Raw genomic sequence first — 22,415 nt, 5'->3', positions numbered from 1 at the left:
AGTGTTTTCAAACATCCACCCGCACGGTGGCGAAGTCCAATTCTTCATGCCCGCCTCTGCAGTTTCGGCGTGATCGCGTGGAATGCAGAGATCACAGCGTCAACGAAAGGCGTATCGTTGATGTTCCCCCGCACCCGCTCGACATGGCGCAGGGGTGTGCGGCGAACGGTCTTCTCGATCGCTTCGAACAAGACGTTGTCGGCTTCCGGGTCATGAAAGGGCTGATCGGGTGCGTCGAGCATCGAGACGCCACCTTCCGGCAGCAGGAACCGCACCGGGCCGTTCATGGCGTTGAGCCGCGCGCCGATCCATTCGCCAAAGGCACGGTTCTCGTCGCGCGTGGTGCGCATCAGCGTGACGTTCGGATTGTGGATGACGAATTTGCGGCTGCGGAATTTCTCCGGCACGCTGTCGCGCGGGCCGAAATTGACCATGTCGAGCGCGCCGGTCGAGCCGACATAGGGCAGTCCGGTGCGGATCGCCGCACCGAAGCGATCCTCCGTCGCCGGGAACACGCCGCCAACGATCATGTCGGCCACTTCCGTGGTGGTGAGGTCAAGGAAGGCCGACAGCAGCCGGGAATCGCCGAGGGTCTCCATAGCGCGCCCGCCGATACCGGTGGCGTGGAAGACGAGGCAATCATAGTCGGCCTCAAGCCGTTTGGTCACCGCTTGCACGGCTGGCGTGGTGACGCCGAACATGGTGATGCCGACAGCTGGCCGCGCCAGTTTGCGTTTTGCTTCCCACGCCTCGGCATTGGGTAGTTGCGCGACCATGCCGGCCATGGCGTGCGCGGCGTTGGACAGCACCTGTTCCGTGATCGAGTTCAGCCCCTGCACATCGGCGACCGAATGGAACATCATGATGTCGGCGCCGCCGACATATTTGGCGACATCGCCGGCCGCCACCGTCGACACCATCAGCTTGGGGATGCCAACCGGCAGCACGCGCATGCCTGCAGTCGCCAGCGTCGTGCCGCCGGAGCCGCCGGCCGAGATGACGCCGCCAATGCGCGGCTCGCGTTCGATCCAGCGCGCGAAGGCCTCCGCCATCGCGCTGACCGAGCCGCCGCGATCATTGGTGAAGACCGAGGACGAACCGCGCGCGTGCATGCCGGCCACCTGCATGGCGGGCACGTCGGCGCTCGTCGGTCTGCCCGATGTCGAGAGATCAACAGTGCGCACCGGGATGCCCAGCGACTTTAGCCGATCAGTGACGAAGCGCAGTTCCTTGCCCTTGGTGTCGAAGGTGCCGACGACCAAAACTGTCCTGCCGATGCGCTCGGCAAAGGGGATGGCGAAGACTTTCTTCAGGTCGTCCTGAGGTGCTGTCTTGTCGACTGCCGCCTGCCGCAATTCGGTGACCGGCACGTTCCAGCGGTTGGGCAAGTCGGTGACCGGGCGATAGATGCCGTTCTGCCGCATTGGCTCGGCCGAGCCGGCGCCAGTGCGATCAACGCGATAGACTTCCGCCAGTTGTTCCCTGGCCTGCGCCGCGTCCGCCGGCGTGACCGGCGCTTCCTCGGCATGGCGGCCGACGCCAAGCAGCCGCTGCTGCAACTCGCGGTCGGCGGCGAGCGCCCTTGCATCCATCAGCCGGTTGATGCGGCCGTTGACCATGATGGCGACCTGGTTCGACACCGCGGTCGCCACGCCGATGTTCTGCTCGATGACAAGCACCGCCATCTCGCCTTCGGCGGCGAGATCGATCAGCATCTGCTCGACCTGCTCGACGATGATCGGCGCCAGGCCTTCGGTCGGTTCGTCCATGACCAGCAGCTTCGGGTCGCTGAGCAGCGCGCGCGAGATCGCAAGCATCTGCTGTTCGCCACCCGACAGCTGCGAGCCGCCATTGCCGCGGCGCTCGGCGAGGCGCGGAAAGGTCTGATAGACACGCTCGACGGTCCAGCTGGCATCGCGCCTGTTGCCGGCGGCAAGCCGCAGATGCTCGTCGACCGTCAGGCTCGGCCAGACGCGGCGGCCCTGCGGCACGTAGCCAACGCCGAGGCGATGGATCTCGTGCGGTTCGAGCGCCGATATCTCGCGGCCATCGACGCGAATGGAACCAGACTTCGCCCGCTTGAGGCCAACGATGGTGTTGCAAAGCGTCGACTTGCCCATGCCGTTGCGGCCGACCACCGACAGCACGCCGCTTTCCAGCGTCAGCGAAACGCCCTGCAGCGCATGGCTTTCGCCGTAGAAGACCTGCAAGTCCTCTATCCGCAGGATTGCCTTGGCAATTTTGCCAGAACTTGCGCGGGACGAACCAGAACTTTCGCGGGAAGAAGTTGGGCGCTCAGCCATGCTTACCCCCGAGATAGATTTCCTGGACCTCGGGATCGGCCTCGATCTCTTGCGGAGTGCCTTCCTTGAACAGGCGGCCATTGTGCATCATCGAGACATATTCCGAGACGCGCAGCGCGACATCGAGATCGTGCTCGATGATGATGTAGCCGATGTGCTTCGGCAATGCGTTGAGGATGGCGACAAGGTCGCGGCGTTCGGTCGGCGAAAGCCCGGCCGCCGGCTCGTCGAACAGGATGAAGCGCGGCGCTCCAGCCAATGCGAGTGCGATTTCCAGTTGGCGTTGCTGGCCGTGGCTCAGCGTCGCCACTAGCGTGTCGCGATACGCTTCGAGATGCACGGCGTTGAGGATCGATTCCGCCTGCACCATGTTGACGTCCGATGTGGCCGGACGCAGCAGCGAAAACCGGCGGCGCGAGACGCCGCGGCAAGCGAGAAAGATGGAATCGAGGACCGACAGACCCTTGAACAATTGCGAAATCTGATAGGTGCGCCGCAGCCCGCGCCGGATGCGTTCATGCGGCGGCAGGTCGGTGATGTCCTCGCCGAAGAAGCGGATGCGTCCTGCCGTTGGCAGGAAATCGCCGGTCACTGCGTTGAACAGCGTTGTCTTGCCGGCGCCATTGGAGCCGAGGACCGCGCGGCGTTCACCGGCCGCGATCCTCATATTGATGCCCGAGAGCGCCACCAGTGCCCCGAAATGCCGTGCCACGCCATCAAGTTCCAGCGCATAGGCGCCGGAGCCCTGGAGACGGTTTGCTGCGAAGCTTTCGGTCACTGGCGGCTACACTCGAAGTCCGGTGTTACGGGCAGCTCGGATTGTCGCGGTTGACCGCGCCGAGCTTCATGAACTCGTCTTCGGGAATGCCGAGCGTCTGGTTGACCTGCGGCACCACCTTGACCAGCTTGTTCATGAGATTGCCGTCGGCGCCTTCGGTGACCTCGGTCAGGAAGATGTCGGCAATCGCATTGCGGTTCTTGTCGAGCGACACCTTGCCGGTCGGCGTATCGAAGGACAGCTTCGACAGCGCATCGCGCAGCTTCTTGCCGCCGTCGGAGACATCGCCGCCGACCTGGTCGAGACCGAGCAGCGTCGCCTTCATGTCGACGTAGTAGCCATGCGCGAAGAGAGAGGGCGAGGGAAAGGCGCCTGGCTGCTTCTTGTAGGCCTCGACGAAGGCCTTCCAGGCCGGCGCATCATTGGTGTCGGCGGTCGGCCCGGCCGAAGGCGTGCCCTTCAGCACGTCCTTCAACTTGCCCTTCGAGGTCAGCACCGTCTGGTCGACAGTGATGGAGCCACCGATCAACGGTGCGGAGCCGCCGCCCTGCTGGTACTGGGTCAGGAAGTTGACGGCGTCGGCGCCGCCGAGCGCGACATAGATCGCGTCGACATCCTCGGGAATGGCCGCGATGACCGAAGAAAAGTCCTTGTTGCCGATCGGCACCCAGGACTTCGACGGCACATGGCCGCCGGCCTTGCAGAACTCGGCCATGAAGCCGAAGACCTGGGTGTAGGGGAAGGAATAGTCCTCGGCGACGGTGGCGACCTTTTTGTAGCCCTTGTCGTTGAAGGCATAGGTGCCAAGGCCGGCCATCCACTGCGCGCCATCGGTCGAGAAGCGGAAGAAATTCTCCGCCGGATCGCGCAACGTGGTGTCCTGCGCGGCCGAGGTGCCGTTGATGAAGGTGACGTTCGGCTGCGTCTTGGCGTAGTCCTTGACGGCGATGCCTTCGTCGCCCGAAAGCGGGCCGACCAGCACCTTGACGCCGTCCTGTTCGACCAGCTTGCGCGCGGCGCGCACGGCGCTGTCGGGCGAGGCATCGGACGAGCCCTTGACGATCTCGATCTTCTTGCCTGCGACGGTTCCGTTCATCTCGGCGACCGCGGTCATGGCGCCGCGCTCGCCATCCTCGCCGAGCACCGTGAACGGTCCCTCGAAGGTGGCAAGCAGGCCGATCTTGATGGTGTCGTCGGCCGCGAGCGCCATCGACGGTGCGGTCAGCCCGGTGAACACCGCCAGGGCCAGCAATGTGCGTCTATGCATCCTCATGATTTTCCTCCCGTTGATTTCATTTTGCAGTTCATTCCATCCCGGTTGCTATTGGCCGGGACGCAAGGACTCCTGGGCAAGATGTGGCTTGATCCTCCCCCACAACCCAAGAATTCCATCCGGTGAGACGAAGACGATCACCAGGAACACCATGCCGATCAGCGTGTTGAAACGCTCGGCGCCGACGATGTCGATGGCGAAGGTCTGCATCAGGACGACGACGACCGCGCCGAGGAATGGCCCGATCGGATGGCGCAGGCCGCCGATGACGGCAATGATCAGCACGTCGATCGCGGCATCGACGCCGATGGTGCCGGGCGAGACGCGGCCGTTGAACCAGACCAGCAGTACGCCTGCCAGTCCGGCGATAACGCCGGCCAGCAGCCAGGCGAAGACCTTGTGCGCGGTGACGTGATAGCCGAGCGCGCGCATGCGGCGCGGGTTGTCGCGGATCGCCTGCAAGGTCATGCCGAAGGTCGAGCGCGAGCCGTAGAGCACGGCTGCGTAGGACAGCACCGCCAGACCGAGGCAAAGGTAGTAGAAAGGCCGGGCGTCACGCCAGCCGATGCCCCAGAATGCCGGAGCGCGAATGCCGGTATAGCCGGAATGGCCATTGAAGATGGCGTAGTTCTGCTGCGCGAAATAATAGGTCGCGGTGGCGATCGCCAGCGTGATCATGATTGTGTAGATGCCCTCGGTGCGCACCGAGACCCAGCCAATCAGCGCCGAGGCCAGTGCCGCCGCAAGAACGGCGAACGGCACGGCGAGCCACCACGGCCAACCGAAACCCAGTATATTCGAATTGTTGTTGCCGAGGATGGCGATAGCATAGGCTGATATGCCGGCGACCGTGATCTGCGCCAGGCTGACCATGCCGCCATAGCCGGCGAGCAGCATCAAGGACAGACCCAGCATGCCGAAGATCAAGGAATAGCCGCCGATCTGCGTCAGGAAGAAATCCGAGGCCACGAGCGGATAGAGCATCAACGCGACGGCGAGGATGATGTGACCGGCCCCCAGCCTCTCCAGCCAGTTCTGCTGCGGCGTCACGTTGGTGGTAATGGCAAGGCTCATCGGGCCTTCCCCATGATGCCTTGTGGCCGCACCGCCAGCGTCACCACCATGATGACGAAGGTCAGCACGATGCCGTAGGTCGGGAAGTAGACGAGGCCGATCTGCTCGGCGAGGCCAATCAGCAGCGCGCCGATGGCGGCACCCGTGATCGAACCCATGCCGCCGACGATGACCACCACCAGCGAGGCCAGGAGATAACGGACATCCTCGCCGGGCGCGACGGACAGCGCCGAACCGCCGACGACACCGGCGAAGCCGGCAAGGCCGGCGCCGACCGCAAAGACGATGGCGAACACCGCATGCACGTTGACGCCGGAAGCCTGCAGCATGGCGCGGTCGTCGACGCCGGCGCGGATCATCATGCCGACGCGTGTCTTGTGCAGCATCAGCCACAGGCCGACGCCGATGACGATCGCCGCCGCCAAAACGACGACGCGATAGAGCGGATAGGTGAGGAAGACCGAGACACCGTTCGAGCGCACCGCGGTGATGATTGGCAAGGTCAAGGCGCCGTCGAGCCATTCCGGCGTGGTGATCTGGTAGGTGCCGCCGGCCCACACAGCCAGCATCAGGTCGGCGGCGACGATCGAGATGCCGATGCTGACCAGGGTCTGGCGCAGGTCGTCGCCTTCGAGGCGGCGGAATACGAAAACCTGCATGACGACGCCGACGATCGCCAGCACGGCGAAGCCGGCGGCGACACCGAGCAGCCAGTAGCCGGTGCGGTTGGTGACCTCGTATCCGATATAGGCGCCGAGCAGATAGAGCGAGCCATGCGCCAGATTGACGTTGCGCATCAGGCCGAAGATCAGGGTGAAGCCGCTGGCGACCAGGAAATACAGGCCGGCCAGCGTGATGCCGTTGAGGATGGCGCTGACGAAGGCCTTCTTCGAGATCAGGATCGCGTTCAGCCAATCCGGCCAGACGGCGAAGACCAGCCATGCCATGACAGCGGCGGCGAGCAGGCCGACGAGGCCCCAGGCCTGCCCGCGTGTCGTGCCGCCACCCGAGAGCGATGACGAGGATGGCTGGTCGAGCAGGCTCATGCAGTCAGCCGCCGGCGCTGCTCGTTCATGCGGGGCGCCTTGTGGAACTTGCCGTCCTTCATGATGGCGAGGATACGGTTCTTGTCCTGCAGGATGCGCACGTCGGCGATCGGATCACCGTCGATCAGCAGGAGGTCGGCGAGGTAGCCTTCCTTGATCATGCCGAGCTCGTCGCCCATGTTCATGATCTGGCCGCCATATTTGGTGCCGGCCTGGATCGCTTCCATCGGCGAGAAACCGAGCATCTCGACGAAGGTCTGGATGTCCTTGGCGTTGGTGCCTTGCGGCGTCCACGCAAAGCCGTAGTCGCCGCCGATCAAGACTCGGATACCGCGCCGGTGCATCTTCTTCATCGTCTCGATGCACATTTCGAGTTCGCGCTCATATTCGAGCGACAGCGGTGAGCCGGGCTTGATGCCCCATTGCTCGGCATGGCGCGCGGTGTTGATCAGCCAGGCGATGCCGGGCGCGACGAAATGCTTGTCCTTGACCGCCTCGAGCATATCGAGTGCTTCTTCGTCGGCGAAGGACGCGTGGTAGATGTTCTGGATACCGTGGCGAACGCACTGCTTGACCGAGCCGGACGAACGCGCATGCGCCGACAGCACCTTGTTGCGGCAGCGCGCCTCGGAAGCCGCCATGGCGACCTCCTCTTCCGACATCGGCGTTTCCTCGGCGCCCATGCCGGTGATGCTCTCGCCGGACAAATTGAGCTTGATGGAATCGACGCCGTACTTGATCAGCTGGCGCACGGTGCGGCGGATTTCCTCGGGGCCGGAGACGACGATGCCCAGATTGAGGCCTTCATGGGGGATATGGGAGGGCGAGGAATCGCCAAGCCCGCCGACCGTGGTGATTTCCGGCCCCGCCGCAAGATAGCGCGGCCCCGGGAAGCGGCCCTGGTTGATGAACTTCTTCGCGACGACGTCGAGACGCGGCTTGGCGGCGGCGGCACCACGGCCGGCGGTGAAGCCGGCGTCGAGCACCAGCTTGGCCATCTCCATGGTGACCAGCATGTGTTCTTCGATTTCCATCATCTGGATGGGATCGATGCCGGGGGCGTTGTTCCAGGACAGATGGAGATGCGCGTCGATCATGCCCGGCATCAGCGTCGCGCCCATGCCGTCGATGGTCGTGACACCCCCTGTTGCGCCGCCGCTGTAGGCGGAGGACGAAGGCGAGCCAAAGCGCGACGAGCCCTTGGTTATCTGCTTGATGCGGTTGCCCTGCACCAGCACCTCACCGGTGTACGGATATTCACCGGTCGCGTCGAGCACGCGCACATTGGTGAACAGTGTGCTGCTCGAACCGTTGCCGTTCCAGCTGTCGTCTGCCATCACAAGCCTCCCAACCTGCCGAGCGCGTAGTTCTACGCCCGATCTGAAATCCTCACCTATCAACCCGTCTCAAAAAATCGGCGAGCTTCTGGCTGCTCTCGCGCGGGCTTTCCACCGTGGCCCAGTGCCCGCACCGATCCAGAGACGAGAATATGGCTCCCTTGATCTTGTCGGCAAGCGCTTGGCCGACTCCCGCCGGATTGACCGTGTCGGCGTCGCCGGTGACAAGCAAGGTCGGCGCGGAAATCCGCCGCGCGTCGACCTCGGTCGCCTTGGCCAGCGCCTCACAGGTGCGGGCATAGGATTCCGGGTCCTGGCGGGTGATCGATTCACGCACGAAGGCGACGGCGGCGGGCGAGGTTTCCCTGGTGTGCGCCGAGATCGCATTGGCAACGATCTGGTCGGCGATATCGGCAATGCCGCCCGAGCGCGCCAACCGGGCGCGATTGGCAAGCCCTTGCCTGGTCGCTTCCGCCGGTTCCGCCAGCGCGCCAAACAGCGCTAGCGACGCAACCAACGAGGGTTGCGTCGCGGCAATCTGCTGGCAGATGATGGTGCCCATCGAATGGCCGACGAAATGCGCTGATGTGACGCCCATGCCGGCCATGGCGCGGATGACCGCCTCGCTCATCAAGTCGATGGTCAGCGGCTCGATCGGGCGCGGCGACCGGCCGGAGCCTGGCAGGTCGAGCCGGATGACGCGATAGCTAGAAAGTGCCGCCATCTGCGGCTGGAACATGTTGGCCGTGCCGCCGAGGCCATGGATCATCACCACGGCCGCACCCTCGCCGACAACCTCCGCGACGACCTGGCCAACCGTCACGGTCGTCATTGCGCATACTCCACGAAGCGGTTTTCCAGCGTGCCAATGCCGTCGATCTCGATGCGCACAACGTCACCGGCCTTGAGATATTTCGGCGGATCGAAACCGATGCCGACGCCGACCGGCGTGCCGGTGGCGATGATGTCGCCGGGCTTCAGTGTGATCCCTTGCGACAGCGTGGCGATGATGGTCGGGATGTCGAAGATCAGTAGCGAAATCCGGGAATCCTGCCGCAGATCCTCGTTGACGAAACAACGGATGCCGGCGGTCGCAAGATCAAGTTCATCCCGGGTCACCGCCCAAGGCCCCATCGGACAGAACGTGTCCTGCGATTTGCCGATCAGCCATTGGCTGTATTTGCCCTGCAGGTCGCGCGCCGTGACGTCATTGACGATGGTGTAGCCCCAGACGTGATCGAGAGCGTTCTCCCTGGAGATGCCGCGTCCACCCTTGCCGATGATGACGGCAAGCTCCGCCTCGTAGTCGATGGCCGTCGAGACCGAGGAATCGATCAGCACGCTGGCAAGATTGGCGACGACCGATTCAGGCACCTTGGAAAAGATGATCGGGTGTTTCGGGATCGCGCCGGCGCCGGCGCTGGAATCGAAGCCGCTGCGGGCAAACTCGTGTGCGTGCTCGTGATAGTTCTTGCCGACGCAGAAGATGTTGCGGCGCGGCTGCGGAATCGGCGCCTCGATTTCCACCTGCGCCAGCGGGATGGGTGACAGGGTGCGAGGCAAGCCGGCGCCGTTGCGCTCGATCAGTGCCAGAATTCCGGCCTTGGCCTGATCGACGGCAAAATCGAAAGGAGCGATGGTCTGGGCATCGAGATCGACAATACCCACGCGACGTTCGCCGGCGATCGAAAATGTCGCGACCCGCATTCGCTTCCTCCCTGAACCTTTTCTGAACCAAAAATGGCTCTTTCGCTACACGCTATCGCCGATTGGTTCAGGCTTCAAGAGGGTTTCAGCTCCCAATTCAACAAAGCATGTGCATACGGCGTTTTTTCGTCTGAACACTGGACCAGCCGGCAATCGCTTGATAATATTGGTCCAACATTGGATCAGATAAAAGCTCTCAACGAATGCCGAAGCTCGTCGCCAACGATATCGCCACAATGCTCAAGAGGCGGATTTCCTCCGGCGAATGGCTCGAGAACGGCCGGATGCCGCCCGAGCGCGACCTCGCAGCCGAATTCGGCGTCGCGCGCAACACTGTGCGCCGTGCCGTCGGCTTCCTGGAGGACGACGGAACGGTCGTGCGGCATGTCGGGCGCGGTACCTTTCTGACCACGACCAACCCGACATCGATCGCATCGATGGTCGCACGGATGGAAGGCACTAGCCCCGCCGACATGATGGAGATCAGGCAGTTACTCGAACCGGCAGCGGCTGCCTTTGCCGCGACCAATGCCAGCGCAACCGAACTGGATGCCGTTCGCGAAGCACACCAGACCGCATGCGATGCCGTGGAGATGCCCGAGTTCGAGCATTGGGACGCCGAATTCCATCACCGAGTGTTTGCCTGCTGCCGCAATGACTTCCTGAAAGAGATTCACAATCTCATGCGCACCATTCGCAACCAGTCACCCTGGTTTGAAATGAAGAAGCGGTCGTTTTCGGAAGAGCGACGTCAAGTGTATTGCCGGGAGCATCAGGCGATTTTGGAAGCGTTGTTCCACCGCGATCCGGAAGGCGCGAAGACGGCGATGCTTGGCCACCTCAGGACAGTCGAGAAGAACTTGCTGGGCAGGTGATCAACTGGGCCTCCTTAGTTTGGGGTGTGTCCTAAACCGCCTTTCGCAACATCTCGTGGCGCGGCTCAAAAGCCGACATCACGAAACTTCAGTCATGCATCGATCAAGACGAAACATGCGTCGACTCGAACATCTGCTTCCGCCACGCGGACGCCGGAACCTGCCTGACCGCTTCCGGCCCAATCTCGGTCATTCACTAGGAGGAAGATTCCTGGCGATCTGCGGCTACAACGTCGATGTCTCGAAGCTGATAATCAATCTCGTTCGTCGTCTTTAGGTTCGCCAGGCCATACGAGAGAGTACGAAGAAAACGGATTGGCGAACCACCCGCTAACATATTGATTTCCTGTAGAAAACGCTGACCCTCCGGGCCCACCATTGCTCTCTCTGTCGTGTTTGGATTCAAGGGCTTATAGGAAGGGGTGTCAAACCTTCACTGGCGGTTTGACAAAATCTGTTCGCTTTCGGAGCGCAGGACGAAGGACCTGATCTTTTTTGCCTTTGACCTGATGTTAGCAAACGGCGTCGATCTGCTAAAGCTGCCACTGTCTGAACGAAAGGAACGGCTGAGCGAAATGCTTGCGGACGTCGACCGCGGCGAGGCTAATCTCATTCGCTATGTCGAGCTCGCCAATGGCGGCGATGCGGTGCTTCGTTCGGCGTGTCGTCTTCGCTTGGTCGCGTCGGGACCGGCTACAGCGAGGCAAAGGTTGAGCAGCTGCTGCCAAGGCTGAAGGAGATGAAAGTATCGAAATCGCGTTTACAGGCGACGGCGCACCGAAAAAGGATTCAACTGTCTTTTGGGCGAAGCCGGAACTGGTTGCGAAGGTAGAGTTTGCCGGCTGGACTGGCGGCGGCAAATCTGCTGTTTTGCGTCGATTTTAAACCGCTCTTGCGGAGTGAGCTAGGCGACGGCAGACCTCACCCCTGAAAGGCCTTGCAGCCCGCTGTCGGTTTCCAATACGCAGGCTGGACGTAAAAAGTTTCAGGAAAATGGCCGGCGCTAGTCGGGTGGAGATGCCTGAATATTGTGCCGGCCGGACAAAATCGGCCCGCAGCCGGTGTTGTGTAGCTGAGTATTTACGCAACGTCATGTGTTGTCGTGACGGCGGATTTTTGTACGCCGCTCAGAACTCTCTATGGGGTTTTCTGTCAGCCTTGCGGAGCGATGCTCATGAAACCTGGTTGATCGCTTCTTTGTCAATTGTGGCGCGATCGTATTGGCATTGTCGGCAATGAAATGGTCGGCGCGATTCGTTCGATAATCTTCGCAGTCGTCTGACATTTTTGATCTCCGTTCGGGAGATCAACGCCTTGGTTGCCAAGGGGTTCCGGCTCGAGACTGGCGCCGATGTCGCGTGGGTAGCTTGGAGGTTAAACGACAGCGGGATACATTAGCTGAATGACAGAGAAGCCGGCAACCACGTACATCGTGAGCGTGTTCGAGGCACCGCATTGCAGTCTGGCCGTTTTGTGAGGCCGTCTGCGCAATTCGGAAGGCCGAGCTTTATAGTTAACGGTTTTTTAGACCGCGCTGTTCTACTTAAAACAGCGCGGTCTAATGGACCGAGCACTGCGGCTCCGGACAACCCCCCGCAAAGGAACGGAGCCGCCACCTTTGTACCATCGGACGCTGAACGAATGGTTCCAACCCATTCTTCCCAAATATTACAGGGGACGGTTGTTAGCCGCCAATGGGCCGCAACGAGGGCCCGGCGACAAGCATTTTGTCCACGCGCTGCGGAAAAGTCGGTGCCTGACCCGGCGTAAGCTTGCTATTGTGCACTGCAGCACGATGTTGTTGCTACGCATTATTCGCAGCTGCCGCCATTCCGGCGCACAAGGATACCGATTTGCGGAATATATCCGATACGATCGCCCGGCTGAGCGCGATGCGCGGCCATTCCGCCGGTGCAAGTCAACGCAACGACGACCACCTGTCCGACATGACAGGGTTCGGCTCCAATCCTGGCGCCTTGCGGGCGCGGCTTTATCGTCCCGATAACCTGCCGGGGCAGGCGCCGCTGGTCGTCGTGCTGCATGGCTGTTCGCAGAATGCCGCTGGCTACGATCATGGCTCCGGCTGGAGCAAGCTTGCCGCCGAGCTGGGTTTTGCCGTGCTTTTCCCCGAGCAGCAGCGCGCCAACAACGCCAATCTTTGCTTCAACTGGTTTGTCCCAGGCGATATCGGCCGCGACAGCGGCGAGGCGTTGTCCATTCGTCAGATGATCGAGGCGGCTATTGTCACCCACGGCCTCGACCGCAAGAGGATCTTCGTTACCGGTCTTTCCGCAGGCGGCGCAATGGCGGCGGTGATGCTGGCTACCTACCCGGAAGTGTTTGCCGGCGGCGCGATCATCGCCGGGCTTGCCTATGGCAGTGCCTCGACAATCCCAGAAGCCTTCGACCGTATGCGCGGCCATGGCGGCCCGTCCAGGGCCGAGTTGCAGCGCCAGTTTCGGCAAGCCTCGCCACACAAGGGTCCGTGGCCACGGATTTCGATCTGGCAGGGCTCCGCCGACATCACCGTCGTGCCCGCCAATGCCGATGCGGTGCTGACGCAATGGCAAAGCGTGCATGGCCTTGGCGAGAGGCCTACCAGGACAGAAAATGTCGACGGCCAGACGCGAAACGTTTGGTCCGACGGCAAAGGCCGCGATGTCGTGGAGATATACAGCATCGCCAGCATGGGCCATGGCACACCGCTGAAGACGACTGGCGACGATGGCCTCGGCAAGGCAGGGCCGTTCATGCTGGATGTCGGGATTTCCTCGACGCGCCACATAGCCCAATTCTGGGAACTCAACAAGCCGGAGGTGCGACCCACTGCGAAATCCGAGGCCGCTTCAGGCGCCGCATTGCAGCCCTTTGAGCCGAAGGAAAATCCGAGGGCGGTCCGTGTCGATCCCGCCCCGGAGCCTGTCAATGTGCGAAGCTCAGCAGGCGGGATTACCAAGGTCATCGAGGACGCCATGCGCGCGGCAGGGCTGATGCGCTAGCATTGCGCGGCAGGGCAAGCCTGCCGGCTCGCCGCACATCACCCCTTGTGGGAAGGGGTCTGCGAGGGGGCGGGTTGTTCTCCCTCGACGCTGTTATCGTTTACCCTCAGCGCGTTGCCCTCCACCTTTTGGGGCGCGGAGCCCGTGCGTGGTTTCGGCGGCACCGGCAAAGAGGGCGCGTCGCGCTCGCCGACGCTGTTGTCATTGACCCGCAGGGCCTTGCCGGTGAGCTTCGGCCGGTCGCCTTCATCGTTCATCTAGAACTCCTTGCCTTTGCCAGCCGCGACTTGGCGCGGCTATGCCATTTTCACCTTCGGTTCCCGGGCCCATAGCCGTAGCGCGCCAAGGGCTGTGATGAATCCGGCCACGTCTTTCGGGCCTGACAGGGCAATGACGCCTTCATCAAGACTATCGGAGATGCCTGCTTTCATAAATAGCGGCGTTGCGGCGTCGACGTAGCCAATGAACTTGCAGTGCGCAAAAGCGTCGGCCACGAAATCTCGAGCTGTCGCTTCCTTCACCAGGTCGGCCATCGCGTCTTCGGCAGGCAGCAACGCGACTGCATCGTAGAGGACGGACGGACCGCCGCCGATCATCTGCTGCGCCTCGATCAGGCTGCCGTCGCTTGCCTTGGCGCCGCCAACCTTTGGAGCAATGATTTCGAAACTGGCGCCAGCCTTGGCCAAGGCCGAAGTCAGTGCCTTGAGCAAGGCGGCGTCGGTGTCGTCGGTGACGAGAATGCCGAGCTTGCGGCCCTCGAACCGTTCCGGGCCGTTTGCCAAGATACTGAGCGACGGTGCCGCGGAGAGATCCTGGCGGGTGGCAACGGCCGCATCGGCGGGTTTCGGCATCGCCTTCAGTCCGAGATCGCCCCCGACCTTCTGGGCAAGCCCATCATCGATGTTGAGAAGGTGCGCGACCATGCGCTCGCGAATGACCGGCGTCTGGACCTTGCTGAGCTCGAAGGTCAACGCTGCCGCGATGTGCCCTTGCTCCGTTGGCGTCTGGCTGACGTAGAACTGCCGTGCCTGGCTGTAGTGATCGGCGAAGCTCTCCGCCCGGATGCGCTGCTTGGGGCCTTCTTCGGCTTCAGCGAACGAGCGGAAGCCGCGCTGCGGTGACTCCCTCGGTCCCTCGCCGAACGAATTCGGCCGGTAGTTCACGCGGCCGACCGGATTGCGCATGGCCATGTGGCCATCCTGCTGGAAATGATGGAACGGGCACTTTGGCGCATTGATCGGAATATGCGTGAAGTTCGGCCCGCCGAGCCGCTTCAGCTGGGTGTCGAGATAGGAGAAATTCCGCCCCTGCAGCAGCGGGTCGTTGGAAAAATCGATGCCGGGCGGGACGTTCTGGGTCATGAACGCGACCTGCTCCGTCTCGGCAAAGAAATTGTCGGGCATGCGGTCGAGCACGAGCCGGCCGACCGGGATCGGGGCGAGGATTTCCTCGGGAATGAGCTTGGTGGCGTCGAGCACGTCGAAATCGAACCTGTCTGCGAACTCCTGGTCGAACAGTTGCAGCTGCAGCTCCCATTCCGGAAAATTGCCGGCCTGGATCGAGTCCCACAGGTCCCGGCGATGGAAGTCCGGATCGGCGCCGTTGATCTTCACCGCCTCGTTCCAGGCCACGGACTGAAGACCAAGCTTCGGCTTCCAATGAAACTTAACGAAGGTGGATTCATCCTTGGCGTTGAGCAGGCGGAAGGTGTGGACACCGAACCCTTCCATGAAGCGGAAGGACCGCGGGATGGCCCGATCCGACATCACCCACATGATCATGTGCATGCTCTCGGGTGTCAGCGAGATGAAATCCCAGAAATTGTCATGGGCCGATTGAGCCTGCGGGAAGGCGCGATCGGGCTCTTCCTTGACGGCGTGGACGAGATCGGGAAACTTGATGGCGTCCTGAATGAAGAACACCGGGATGTTGTTGCCGACAATGTCCCAGTTGCCTTCCTGCGTGTAGAGCTTGACTGCGAACCCACGCACGTCGCGGGCCAGATCGACCGAACCTTTGCTGCCGGCGACAGTGGAGAAGCGTACGAAGGCCGGGGTCTTCTCGCCGGCACGCTGGAAAATATCGGCGCGCGTGTATTTGGCCAGCGAGTCATAAGTTTCGAAATAGCCGTGGGCGCCGTAGCCGCGGGCGTGGACAACACGCTCCGGAATGCGTTCGTGATCGAAGTGGAAAATCTTCTCGCGGAAGTGGAAATCTTCCAGAGCGGTGGGACCACGCGCGCCGATCTTCAGCGAGTTCTGGTCGTCTGATACGGGGCCGCCTTGTGCCGTGGTCAGCACCGGCATATCGCCTTCCGCGAGTTGATGAAGTTCGCCGCCTTCGCCACGCATCAGCTTTTGATCGTGAACGGTAGCAATTGTGCCGTTGGTCTTGCGCGACGACTTGGACATGATCGGTTCCTTTAGACGGGTAGAGTAACTTGCAGTGACATCGGACTAAGGCCCGATGGCCCGCCGCCCTTCGACGGCGGGCCTCGCAGTCAGGGACGGTTGGCGTTGCGCGCTCTGTCGCGCTCGATCTCGTCTGGGGTGTAGTCGTCGGCCTCGGCGTCAAAACCAGTCCAGCCACCGGCGGCATAGTCACTGCGACGTTCTTCTAGGTTGACGGACTTGCTTTGCCCGAGAATCCGTTCGACATCTCCAGCGAGCTCGTCGTCGACCTTGGCCGTCACCAATGTGCCGCCGCGTCGAACGCCCTCCGCATAGACGTGGGCATCGTCTTCAGCCACACCGGAGTCTGTAAGTGCCCCGACGATGCCACCTGCAGCGCCGCCAACCACTGCGCCCCCAACGGCACCGGCGGCAGTCGCCGCCAACCATCCAGCGGCCACCACCGGACCGACACCCGGAATGGCCATGAGGCCAAGCCCAGTTAGGAGACCACCGGCGCCGCCGATAACCGCGCCCACACCGGCGCCGCCAGCAGCATCTTCTGCGGCCTTCGAGTCGTCATTGTCATGCCGATTGTCTGCGTTACTGGCTACGATGCTGATATCAGAATGCGGGATCCCAGACGCTTCCAACTCGCCAACCGCGTCCGAGGCATCCTGGTAGTTGTCGTATAGTCCAGTTACTGTTTTCATCTTTGAGGTTCCTTGATCTGGATTTGGTCAGTTGGTGCCGGCAACGACGTTGCCTTGGTAGTCCAGCGCCACAGCAGTATCCTTGCCGTCCTTCTTCGCTTGTCCGCGCCAGATCCCCTGATCGTCCTTTGTCAGAGTCGACACATCCGAGAAGCCTGCATCTTGGATGCGGCCTTTGGCCTGCGCCTCGGTGAAACTGTTTGCTCCGGGCACTGGCGCGGATGGATTCGCTGTGTCGGAAGTGGCCACTGCAGGGGTTGCAGGTTTTGTACTTGCTGACTTGTCACCCATCGTGGAGGCAATCTGTTCAATCATTTCCTGGTGCATCTTCAGGGTCGGGACGGTCTCCAGCGCAAATGCTTTCAGCTGCACGTTGTCGCCGTCCTTGGCGTAGGTTTCGAACAGGTTGACTGCATCAGAATGTGCGTCGCGCTGCATCTGCACATATGGGCCATCGACCGGATCACTTGAGTTTTGCAAAGAGTCCAGGTCGCGCTTGTGCTTCGCATCGAGTTCGGTGGGCACTGTCAGCTTCTGTTCATGGGCGATCGACACAAGCTTGGCATTGGCTGTGCCATGATCGGCAACCATCTTCTGTGCGAAATCTTTGACGGTCGGATCCTGGGCTTTGCCTTCGGCGACCTTGCTCGAGTTCACTTCAAACATTCCGCCTTGTGCGGCCTGGTCGACGAAGTCTTGCGCACTGTCCTCAGCGAAGGCAGGCAACGAAACGGTCAAAGCGGTAGCGCTGGCCAGCGCGGCCAGAAGCAATCGGGTTTTCATTGATTGGATCCTTGTTAGGCACACATGTGCTATGACCCTAACAAGCACCTGCAGGCTTTGTTCCGGAGCAGAGTTGTTATTTTCGGCAGGACGCGAGACCTCCCCTGTTGAGGCTTACCCAAGGGATTATTTGGGTTTTCGAGCGAGGCTGGTGACAGCGGTAAGAGCCCATGTTTCAAATGGGCCAGGTTCCGGGAGAGTTCGAAAATGGCATACCCATTGCGCAGCGCACTGCTTGGCTTGGGGCGCTCGCCGCTTGCCAATCGGCTCCTACGAAGTCATCGCCATCCGTAACTCCGCGCCAGCTTTGGCTCAGGCCCAGATGCCTGACGACTCTACTGCTGCAGACCATTCGGCTGCAGTCGTTCCTCCCAACAAGTTTGTTCCAGCCAAGTATTCTGCATTCTCCGGAGTTTGGGCCGGACGACTGGACGGAACGGACGAAGCCAAATTAGCGGTCGAGACAATTACCGGGAATGGAACAGTGACTGGCCTTCGACGTTTCACAGGGCGTGCGTCGCAACAGCCTATCGGATCGCGCGACAGGCGCGTTAGCGCCGACTAAGAGGCGTAGCTTTCGCGACGGCTGCATGGATTCTAGTTGACGGCATCCAAGGCCGCCGATGTTGCATCTTCATCTTAATGCTGCAGGCGACTCGACCCGGTTCGGCATCGCCAAGAAAAATTTTTAGTTCGCCCGGAATAGTCCGCTGTCTGCGGTGTCTACCCTTCTGAACTCTTCGAGAGAGATCAGGAGATAACGATGACCGCCTTATTTCGCAGTACCTGTATTCTGGCAACCACATCGCTGCTCACCGTCGTCTCGGTGTCGGCCTTTGCCCAGGATGTGCCAGCCCACCATCATGAGACCGTGTCCGGCATGACGGACGAAGCACCGTTTCTGCAGGAAAACGACGCAGCCATGGTGAAAATGATGAACGACATGGCCGTCAAGCCGACAGGCGATGTCAATCGCGATTTCGTCGAGATGATGCTCCCGCATCACCAGGGAGCGATCGACATGGCCGTCGCCTATCTGCGCTACGGCAGTAACGAGCAGCTCAAGCGGATCGCGCAAGAAATCATTGTCGATCAGCAACAGGAAATCGCGGCCATGCGCATGGCGCTTGGCGATCCGCTTCCCGCCTCCGACGCGGTGCCGACGCAGGTCGACCCCAACGATGCGAAGACAACACACAGCCCTCACGAAGAGACGTCATCAAAGGCCCCGGCCATGCAGATGATGATGATGATGAAGCCCGCCAACTGAAAAGGACCGAGACATGAGAACCAACCTGAAGATCCTTGCTCTTCTAGCAAGCACCATGATTGCCCCCGTGGCAGCTTTTGCCGGCCAGGCGCCCGGCCTCGCCTCCGACCCGGACATTCCGATCAGCCACAAGGACCGCGTCTATGCGGCCGAGCAGTTCTCCAACACGGTTTCTGTCTCCGACCCCGTCGACAACAAACTCCTCGGCGTCATCAAGCTTGGCGATCCACAGCCCGGCAACCTGAGCCCCCTCTACAAGGGCCAGGTCCTCGTCCACGGCATGGGTTTCTCTCCCGATCACAAGACGCTCGCGATCGTGTCGATCGGCTCCAATTCGGTGACTTTCATAGATACGGCAACCAATGCCGTGAAGCACACGACCTATGTCGGCCGGTCCCCGCATGAGGCCTTCTTTACGCCTGACGGCAAGGAAGTCTGGGTGACGGTACGCGGCGAAGACTATATCTCCGTGATCGACGCGGCCACTTTCGAAGAAAAGACCCGGATCAAGGTCGCTCCTGGCCCCGGCATGCAGATCTTCTCGCCGGACGGTAAATACGGCTATATCTGCTCTTCCTTCAATCCGGATGTCGCCGTCGTCACCGTCGCAGACCATCAGATCGTCGGCCATGTAAAGCAGGCAAGCCCATTCTGCCCGAACATTGCCGCCTCCGCCGACGGCAAGCAGGTTTGGTTCACGCTGAAGGACGTCGGCAAGACGCAGGTCTTCAATGCCGAGGCCCCCTTTGACCTTATCAAGACGATCGATACCGGACCGATCACCAACCACGTCAATCTCGTCGTCAACAAGAACGGCAGTTTTGCTTACGTGACCGTGGGTGGCCTGAACGAAGTGAAGGTGTATCGCACGGATAATTTCGAGCAGGTCGCGACCATCCCGGTCGGCAACCTGCCGCACGGTATCTGGCCTTCGGGCGATGGCACGCGAGTGTATGTTGGCCTCGAGAATGCCGACCAGTTCGCCGCCATCGACACGCTGACCAACAAGGTTATCGCCAACATCCCGATCGGCCAGGCGCCGCAGGCGGTCGCCTACGTCCCGAACGCGGTGCCCGAAGGCGATGGGATGCAAAACCTCGTGCCGCTCGGTGGGGCGGGAGACGCCGCTCACCTGAAGCTTGCGGCCAAGGGTGACAAGGACGAGAAGCCGTCGACGAGCGTCACGCTCTTCAATCAGGGGCTGACGCAGGTTCTGCAAGCTGCTGTCGCTGGCCTCGATCCGAAGAAGCCTTACGTGCTTGCGCTTTCCGAAAAGCGCGATGGCAGCGGTCAGCTCCAGGGCCTTGCAGCATTCATGACCAATCCTGCCGGTTCGGCTATTGTTAACGCGGTCGGTCCGATCCGACAGATCGTCGAAGCCAAGCACAAGGACGAGAAGCGCTATCTCGTTGTTGCCACCTCTGCCGATGGCAAGCCCGGCGAGATTGTTCAGGTTCAGGCAGAGTAAGTGAAACTGGCCCGCCTCGGTCGGGGCGGGCCAACCCATGGGTAGCAGATGTGTGATGGATGATCTTCTTGTCCAGGTCGAACCGATGATCCCGGCGTTACGACGCTATGCCCGTGGTCTCGTTCACGATGCGGTCGCTGCCGACGATCTCGTGCAGGACTGCCTTGAACGCGTGATCTCTCATTGGCACCGGCGCCGAAATGATGATGCCCGCACCTGGGTGTTCGCTATCCTGCATAATCTTGCAGTCAACCGGCTGCGGCAGGCCGCCCGGCGCGGTCAGCATGTTGCGATAGAAGAGATCGCTGACGATCTCATGGCGCATCCGCCGACACAGGAGGACGACCTTGCAAGAGCGGACGTCGTCTCGGCGATCCAACAACTGTCGGAGGAACAGCATAGCGTGCTGCTGCTGGTAGCTGTCGAAGACCTTAGCTATGCCCAGGTTGCCGAAGTGCTGGCGATCCCTGTCGGAACCGTGATGTCGCGACTATCGCGCGCCCGCGAGCGTCTGCGGCAGATCTTGGAAAGTCCCGCCAGGGACGCTAGACCGGGCTCGCATCTGCGGAGGGTGAAATGACGGATAGGCCAATCACCGAGGACGATCTCCACGCCTATGTCGACGGCCGGCTTGACGCTGCCCGAAGCGAGGAGGTCTCTGCCTATCTCGACAAGCACCCGGATGTCGCCAATCGTTTTGGTTCCTATTCCGTCCAGCGCACTCTTTTGCAGGGCGCCTTTGATCCCGTCGCTGGCGAGCCAGTCCCATCAAGGCTCAATCTCAATCACATGATTGCCACCAGACGGCAAAACAGGGTCTCCAGCTGGCGATTTTTAGCAGCTGCGGTCGTGCTTCTGTTCGCCGGCGGATCCGGCGGCTGGTACATGCACGATATGATGGTCCCTCCAACCGAAGGTGTGGCCGCCCTCGCCCGGGAAGCCTCTGACAGTTTCGCCACCTATGCGGGAGACAGGACCAGGCCGGTGGAACTCCGGGCCGACAATATGGTCGAACTGGTTGGCTGGGCGACTGAACGGATCGGGCGCAAGCCTGTCCTGCCAGACCTTTCGAAGTCCGGCTACCGGCTGATGGGCGGTCGTGTCGTTTCCACACCTCACGGCGCCGGCCTGATGCTGATGTATGACAATGATCACGGCACGCGCCTTGTCATGTTGACAAGACCAATGGCCGTGGACCAGACGCGGACGATGACGCCCCATTCCCAAGGCAAGGTTGACGGCTGGGCTTGGGCGTCGAACGGCATGGGCTATAGTCTCGTAGGCTCATTGCCCTCTGAAGCGCTGCACCCACTCGCTGACGATATTCGCAGGCAGGTACAGGGCGAGGCCTAACCGTCAACGCCCTGAACCGTCCGCACGTGAAGTCCGTCGAGATCGGCGCCAACACCCCTTCTTACGACGATACCGGCGAGGGCCCGGCGCCACTGCTTCTGTCCGGCTGGTGCCAGGATCGCCGCATGTTCAAGATGCTCGCTTCGCCAAGACGAACCGCGTCATTCGCCTCGACTGGCAGCGGGTGGGCCAACATCGAGGTGACCGACCGGCTGGGCCGATCCATTTATCGAAAGCGTTCTCCGGCGCAGTCGGGCTTAAGTCTTCCTTCGTCAGCCCGCCATCCAGCCGCCGTCCACCATCAGGTTAATACCTGTAACGTAGCTTGCCATGTCGCTGGCGAGAAACAAGGCGGCTCCGGCCACATCGTTCGGATGTCCAAGTCGCGGCCATGGCGTGCGCCTTCGCGAGTAGTCGAGCGCGTCGGGATCGTTGGCGATACCCGGCTTGCCGGTGACAATCTTGCCTGGCGCAATCGCATTGCAGACGATCAAATCGTCGGCGTGGTCGACCGCGATTTGCCGTGTCATCTGCACGACACCGCCCTTGCTCACTGAGTAGGGAAGGTCGCCAGGGCAGGCGACCATGCCATGCTGCGAGGAGATGTTGATGATGCGGCCGCGCACATCGTTGACGGGTGCTTGGGCAAGCATCTGCATCACAGCCCGTCTCGAGCAGTAGAAGAAGCCGGTTAGGTTGACGCTGATGACGCGCTGCCATTGTTCCGGCGTGGTGTCGATCAGATTGGTGCTGGTGTAGATCGCGGCGTTATTGACTATCACGTCGAGCCGTCCAAACTGCGTGACGGTCGCACCGACCAGCGCATCGACGGTGCTCCAGTCAGATATGTCGGTCCGGATGTAGACGGCAGCTTTGCCGGCCGAACGGATCAACTGCACGGTGCTCTCACCTCCCTCGATCGGCTGCTCGACCGTGTCGGCGATGACGACGCTCGCACCCTCGGCCGCGAATTTCAGCGCGATCGCACGGCCGATGCCGGAACTGCCTCCGGTGACGATGGCGGTCTTGTTGGCGAGCAGGGGCAT

Annotated in this window: 21 protein-coding genes; 7 read left to right on the top strand and 14 right to left on the bottom strand. The window is 61.5% G+C overall.

Annotation, left to right across the window (positions count from 1 at the left end):
* Nucleotides 1–44: 44 nt before the first annotated feature.
* The 8 genes from C9427_RS28860 to C9427_RS28825 are packed head-to-tail and all read right to left on the bottom strand — an operon-like array spanning nucleotide 45 to nucleotide 9,518.
* Complete coding sequence (locus C9427_RS28860; RefSeq protein WP_425351688.1) at nucleotides 45–2,303, bottom strand: ABC transporter permease; 2,259 nt, start codon at nucleotides 2,301–2,303, stop codon at nucleotides 45–47.
* A complete protein-coding gene (locus C9427_RS28855; RefSeq protein ID WP_107652421.1) occupies nucleotides 2,296–3,081 on the bottom strand; it encodes an ABC transporter ATP-binding protein in 786 nt (261 codons plus the stop codon). Before C9427_RS28855 ends, C9427_RS28860 begins: the two co-directional genes overlap by 8 nt.
* 25 nt (nucleotides 3,082–3,106) lie before the next feature.
* Nucleotides 3,107–4,354 carry an ABC transporter substrate-binding protein gene (locus C9427_RS28850; protein WP_107652420.1) on the bottom strand — a complete coding sequence of 416 codons (1,248 nt, stop codon included), beginning with the start codon at nucleotides 4,352–4,354 and terminating at the stop codon, nucleotides 3,107–3,109.
* Nucleotides 4,355–4,402: 48 nt separating this feature from the next.
* Nucleotides 4,403–5,428, bottom strand: a complete 1,026-nt coding sequence (locus C9427_RS28845) for a branched-chain amino acid ABC transporter permease (RefSeq protein ID WP_107652419.1) — start codon at nucleotides 5,426–5,428, stop codon at nucleotides 4,403–4,405.
* Nucleotides 5,425–6,474: a branched-chain amino acid ABC transporter permease gene (locus C9427_RS28840; protein WP_107652418.1), complete on the bottom strand. Its 1,050-nt coding sequence runs from the start codon at nucleotides 6,472–6,474 to the stop codon at nucleotides 5,425–5,427. The genes C9427_RS28845 and C9427_RS28840 overlap by 4 nt, the downstream gene beginning before the upstream one ends.
* On the bottom strand, nucleotides 6,471–7,811 hold the full coding sequence (locus C9427_RS28835; protein WP_107652417.1) for a metal-dependent hydrolase family protein: 1,341 nt from the start codon (nucleotides 7,809–7,811) through the stop codon (nucleotides 6,471–6,473). Before C9427_RS28835 ends, C9427_RS28840 begins: the two co-directional genes overlap by 4 nt.
* Before the next feature lie 52 nt (nucleotides 7,812–7,863).
* Nucleotides 7,864–8,643, bottom strand: coding sequence for an alpha/beta fold hydrolase (locus tag C9427_RS28830; RefSeq protein WP_107652416.1), 780 nt, complete (start codon nucleotides 8,641–8,643; stop codon nucleotides 7,864–7,866).
* On the bottom strand, nucleotides 8,640–9,518 hold the full coding sequence (locus C9427_RS28825) for a fumarylacetoacetate hydrolase family protein (RefSeq protein WP_107652415.1): 879 nt from the start codon (nucleotides 9,516–9,518) through the stop codon (nucleotides 8,640–8,642). Before C9427_RS28825 ends, C9427_RS28830 begins: the two co-directional genes overlap by 4 nt.
* Nucleotides 9,519–9,721: 203 nt before the next feature.
* Here C9427_RS28825 and C9427_RS28820 point away from each other — a divergent pair, with 203 nt between their 5' ends.
* A complete protein-coding gene (locus C9427_RS28820; protein ID WP_107652414.1) occupies nucleotides 9,722–10,393 on the top strand; it encodes a FadR/GntR family transcriptional regulator in 672 nt (223 codons plus the stop codon).
* A 509-nt stretch (nucleotides 10,394–10,902) separates the two neighbouring features.
* Nucleotides 10,903–11,127 (top strand): hypothetical protein, encoded by a 225-nt coding sequence (locus C9427_RS34990; protein WP_245437209.1) that lies wholly within the window; start codon nucleotides 10,903–10,905, stop codon nucleotides 11,125–11,127.
* Between the two features lie 356 nt (nucleotides 11,128–11,483).
* Here C9427_RS34990 and C9427_RS33905 read toward each other — a convergent pair whose 3' ends face one another.
* Complete coding sequence (locus tag C9427_RS33905) at nucleotides 11,484–11,678, bottom strand: hypothetical protein (RefSeq protein ID WP_146172605.1); 195 nt, start codon at nucleotides 11,676–11,678, stop codon at nucleotides 11,484–11,486.
* 568 nt (nucleotides 11,679–12,246) lie between these two features.
* On the opposite strand from C9427_RS33905, the gene C9427_RS28805 reads away from it, so the two are divergent.
* The gene (locus C9427_RS28805) at nucleotides 12,247–13,392 is read left to right on the top strand and encodes an extracellular catalytic domain type 1 short-chain-length polyhydroxyalkanoate depolymerase (protein ID WP_167434518.1); all 1,146 of its coding nucleotides are present in this window, start codon (nucleotides 12,247–12,249) and stop codon (nucleotides 13,390–13,392) included.
* Nucleotides 13,393–13,430: 38 nt separating this feature from the next.
* Here C9427_RS28805 and C9427_RS28800 read toward each other — a convergent pair whose 3' ends face one another.
* From C9427_RS28800 to C9427_RS28785, 4 genes are all read right to left on the bottom strand, one after another.
* Nucleotides 13,431–13,649 (bottom strand): hypothetical protein, encoded by a 219-nt coding sequence (locus C9427_RS28800; protein WP_107652412.1) that lies wholly within the window; start codon nucleotides 13,647–13,649, stop codon nucleotides 13,431–13,433.
* 39 nt (nucleotides 13,650–13,688) lie between these two features.
* The gene (gene katE, locus C9427_RS28795) at nucleotides 13,689–15,803 is read right to left on the bottom strand and encodes a catalase (RefSeq protein ID WP_107652411.1); all 2,115 of its coding nucleotides are present in this window, start codon (nucleotides 15,801–15,803) and stop codon (nucleotides 13,689–13,691) included.
* Nucleotides 15,804–15,892: 89 nt separating this feature from the next.
* Entirely contained in the window at nucleotides 15,893–16,495 is a 603-nt protein-coding gene (locus C9427_RS28790; RefSeq protein WP_107652410.1) for a general stress protein, read from the bottom strand.
* A gap of 27 nt (nucleotides 16,496–16,522) precedes the next feature.
* Entirely contained in the window at nucleotides 16,523–17,278 is a 756-nt protein-coding gene (locus C9427_RS28785) for a DUF4142 domain-containing protein (RefSeq protein ID WP_107652409.1), read from the bottom strand.
* A gap of 763 nt (nucleotides 17,279–18,041) precedes the next feature.
* Here C9427_RS28785 and C9427_RS28780 point away from each other — a divergent pair.
* The 4 genes from C9427_RS28780 to C9427_RS28765 are packed head-to-tail and all read left to right on the top strand — an operon-like array spanning nucleotide 18,042 to nucleotide 21,369.
* Complete coding sequence (locus C9427_RS28780; protein ID WP_107652408.1) at nucleotides 18,042–18,548, top strand: DUF305 domain-containing protein; 507 nt, start codon at nucleotides 18,042–18,044, stop codon at nucleotides 18,546–18,548.
* A 13-nt stretch (nucleotides 18,549–18,561) separates the two neighbouring features.
* Nucleotides 18,562–20,016 carry a YncE family protein gene (locus tag C9427_RS28775; RefSeq protein ID WP_107652407.1) on the top strand — a complete coding sequence of 485 codons (1,455 nt, stop codon included), beginning with the start codon at nucleotides 18,562–18,564 and terminating at the stop codon, nucleotides 20,014–20,016.
* Nucleotides 20,017–20,071: 55 nt separating this feature from the next.
* A complete protein-coding gene (locus tag C9427_RS28770) occupies nucleotides 20,072–20,596 on the top strand; it encodes a sigma-70 family RNA polymerase sigma factor (RefSeq protein ID WP_107652406.1) in 525 nt (174 codons plus the stop codon).
* On the top strand, nucleotides 20,593–21,369 hold the full coding sequence (locus C9427_RS28765) for an anti-sigma factor family protein (protein ID WP_107652405.1): 777 nt from the start codon (nucleotides 20,593–20,595) through the stop codon (nucleotides 21,367–21,369). The genes C9427_RS28770 and C9427_RS28765 overlap by 4 nt, the downstream gene beginning before the upstream one ends.
* A gap of 272 nt (nucleotides 21,370–21,641) precedes the next feature.
* Here the strand turns inward: C9427_RS28765 and C9427_RS28760 are convergent, their stop codons facing one another.
* Nucleotides 21,642–22,415, bottom strand: coding sequence for an SDR family NAD(P)-dependent oxidoreductase (locus tag C9427_RS28760; RefSeq protein WP_107652404.1), 774 nt, complete (start codon nucleotides 22,413–22,415; stop codon nucleotides 21,642–21,644).

Origin of the sequence: Mesorhizobium helmanticense (genome assembly GCF_003034915.1) — a bacterium.
GTDB lineage: Bacteria > Pseudomonadota > Alphaproteobacteria > Rhizobiales > Rhizobiaceae > Mesorhizobium > Mesorhizobium helmanticense.
Note: the sequence above shows the minus strand (reverse complement) of the source record. Positions and strands in the feature narration are given on the sequence as shown.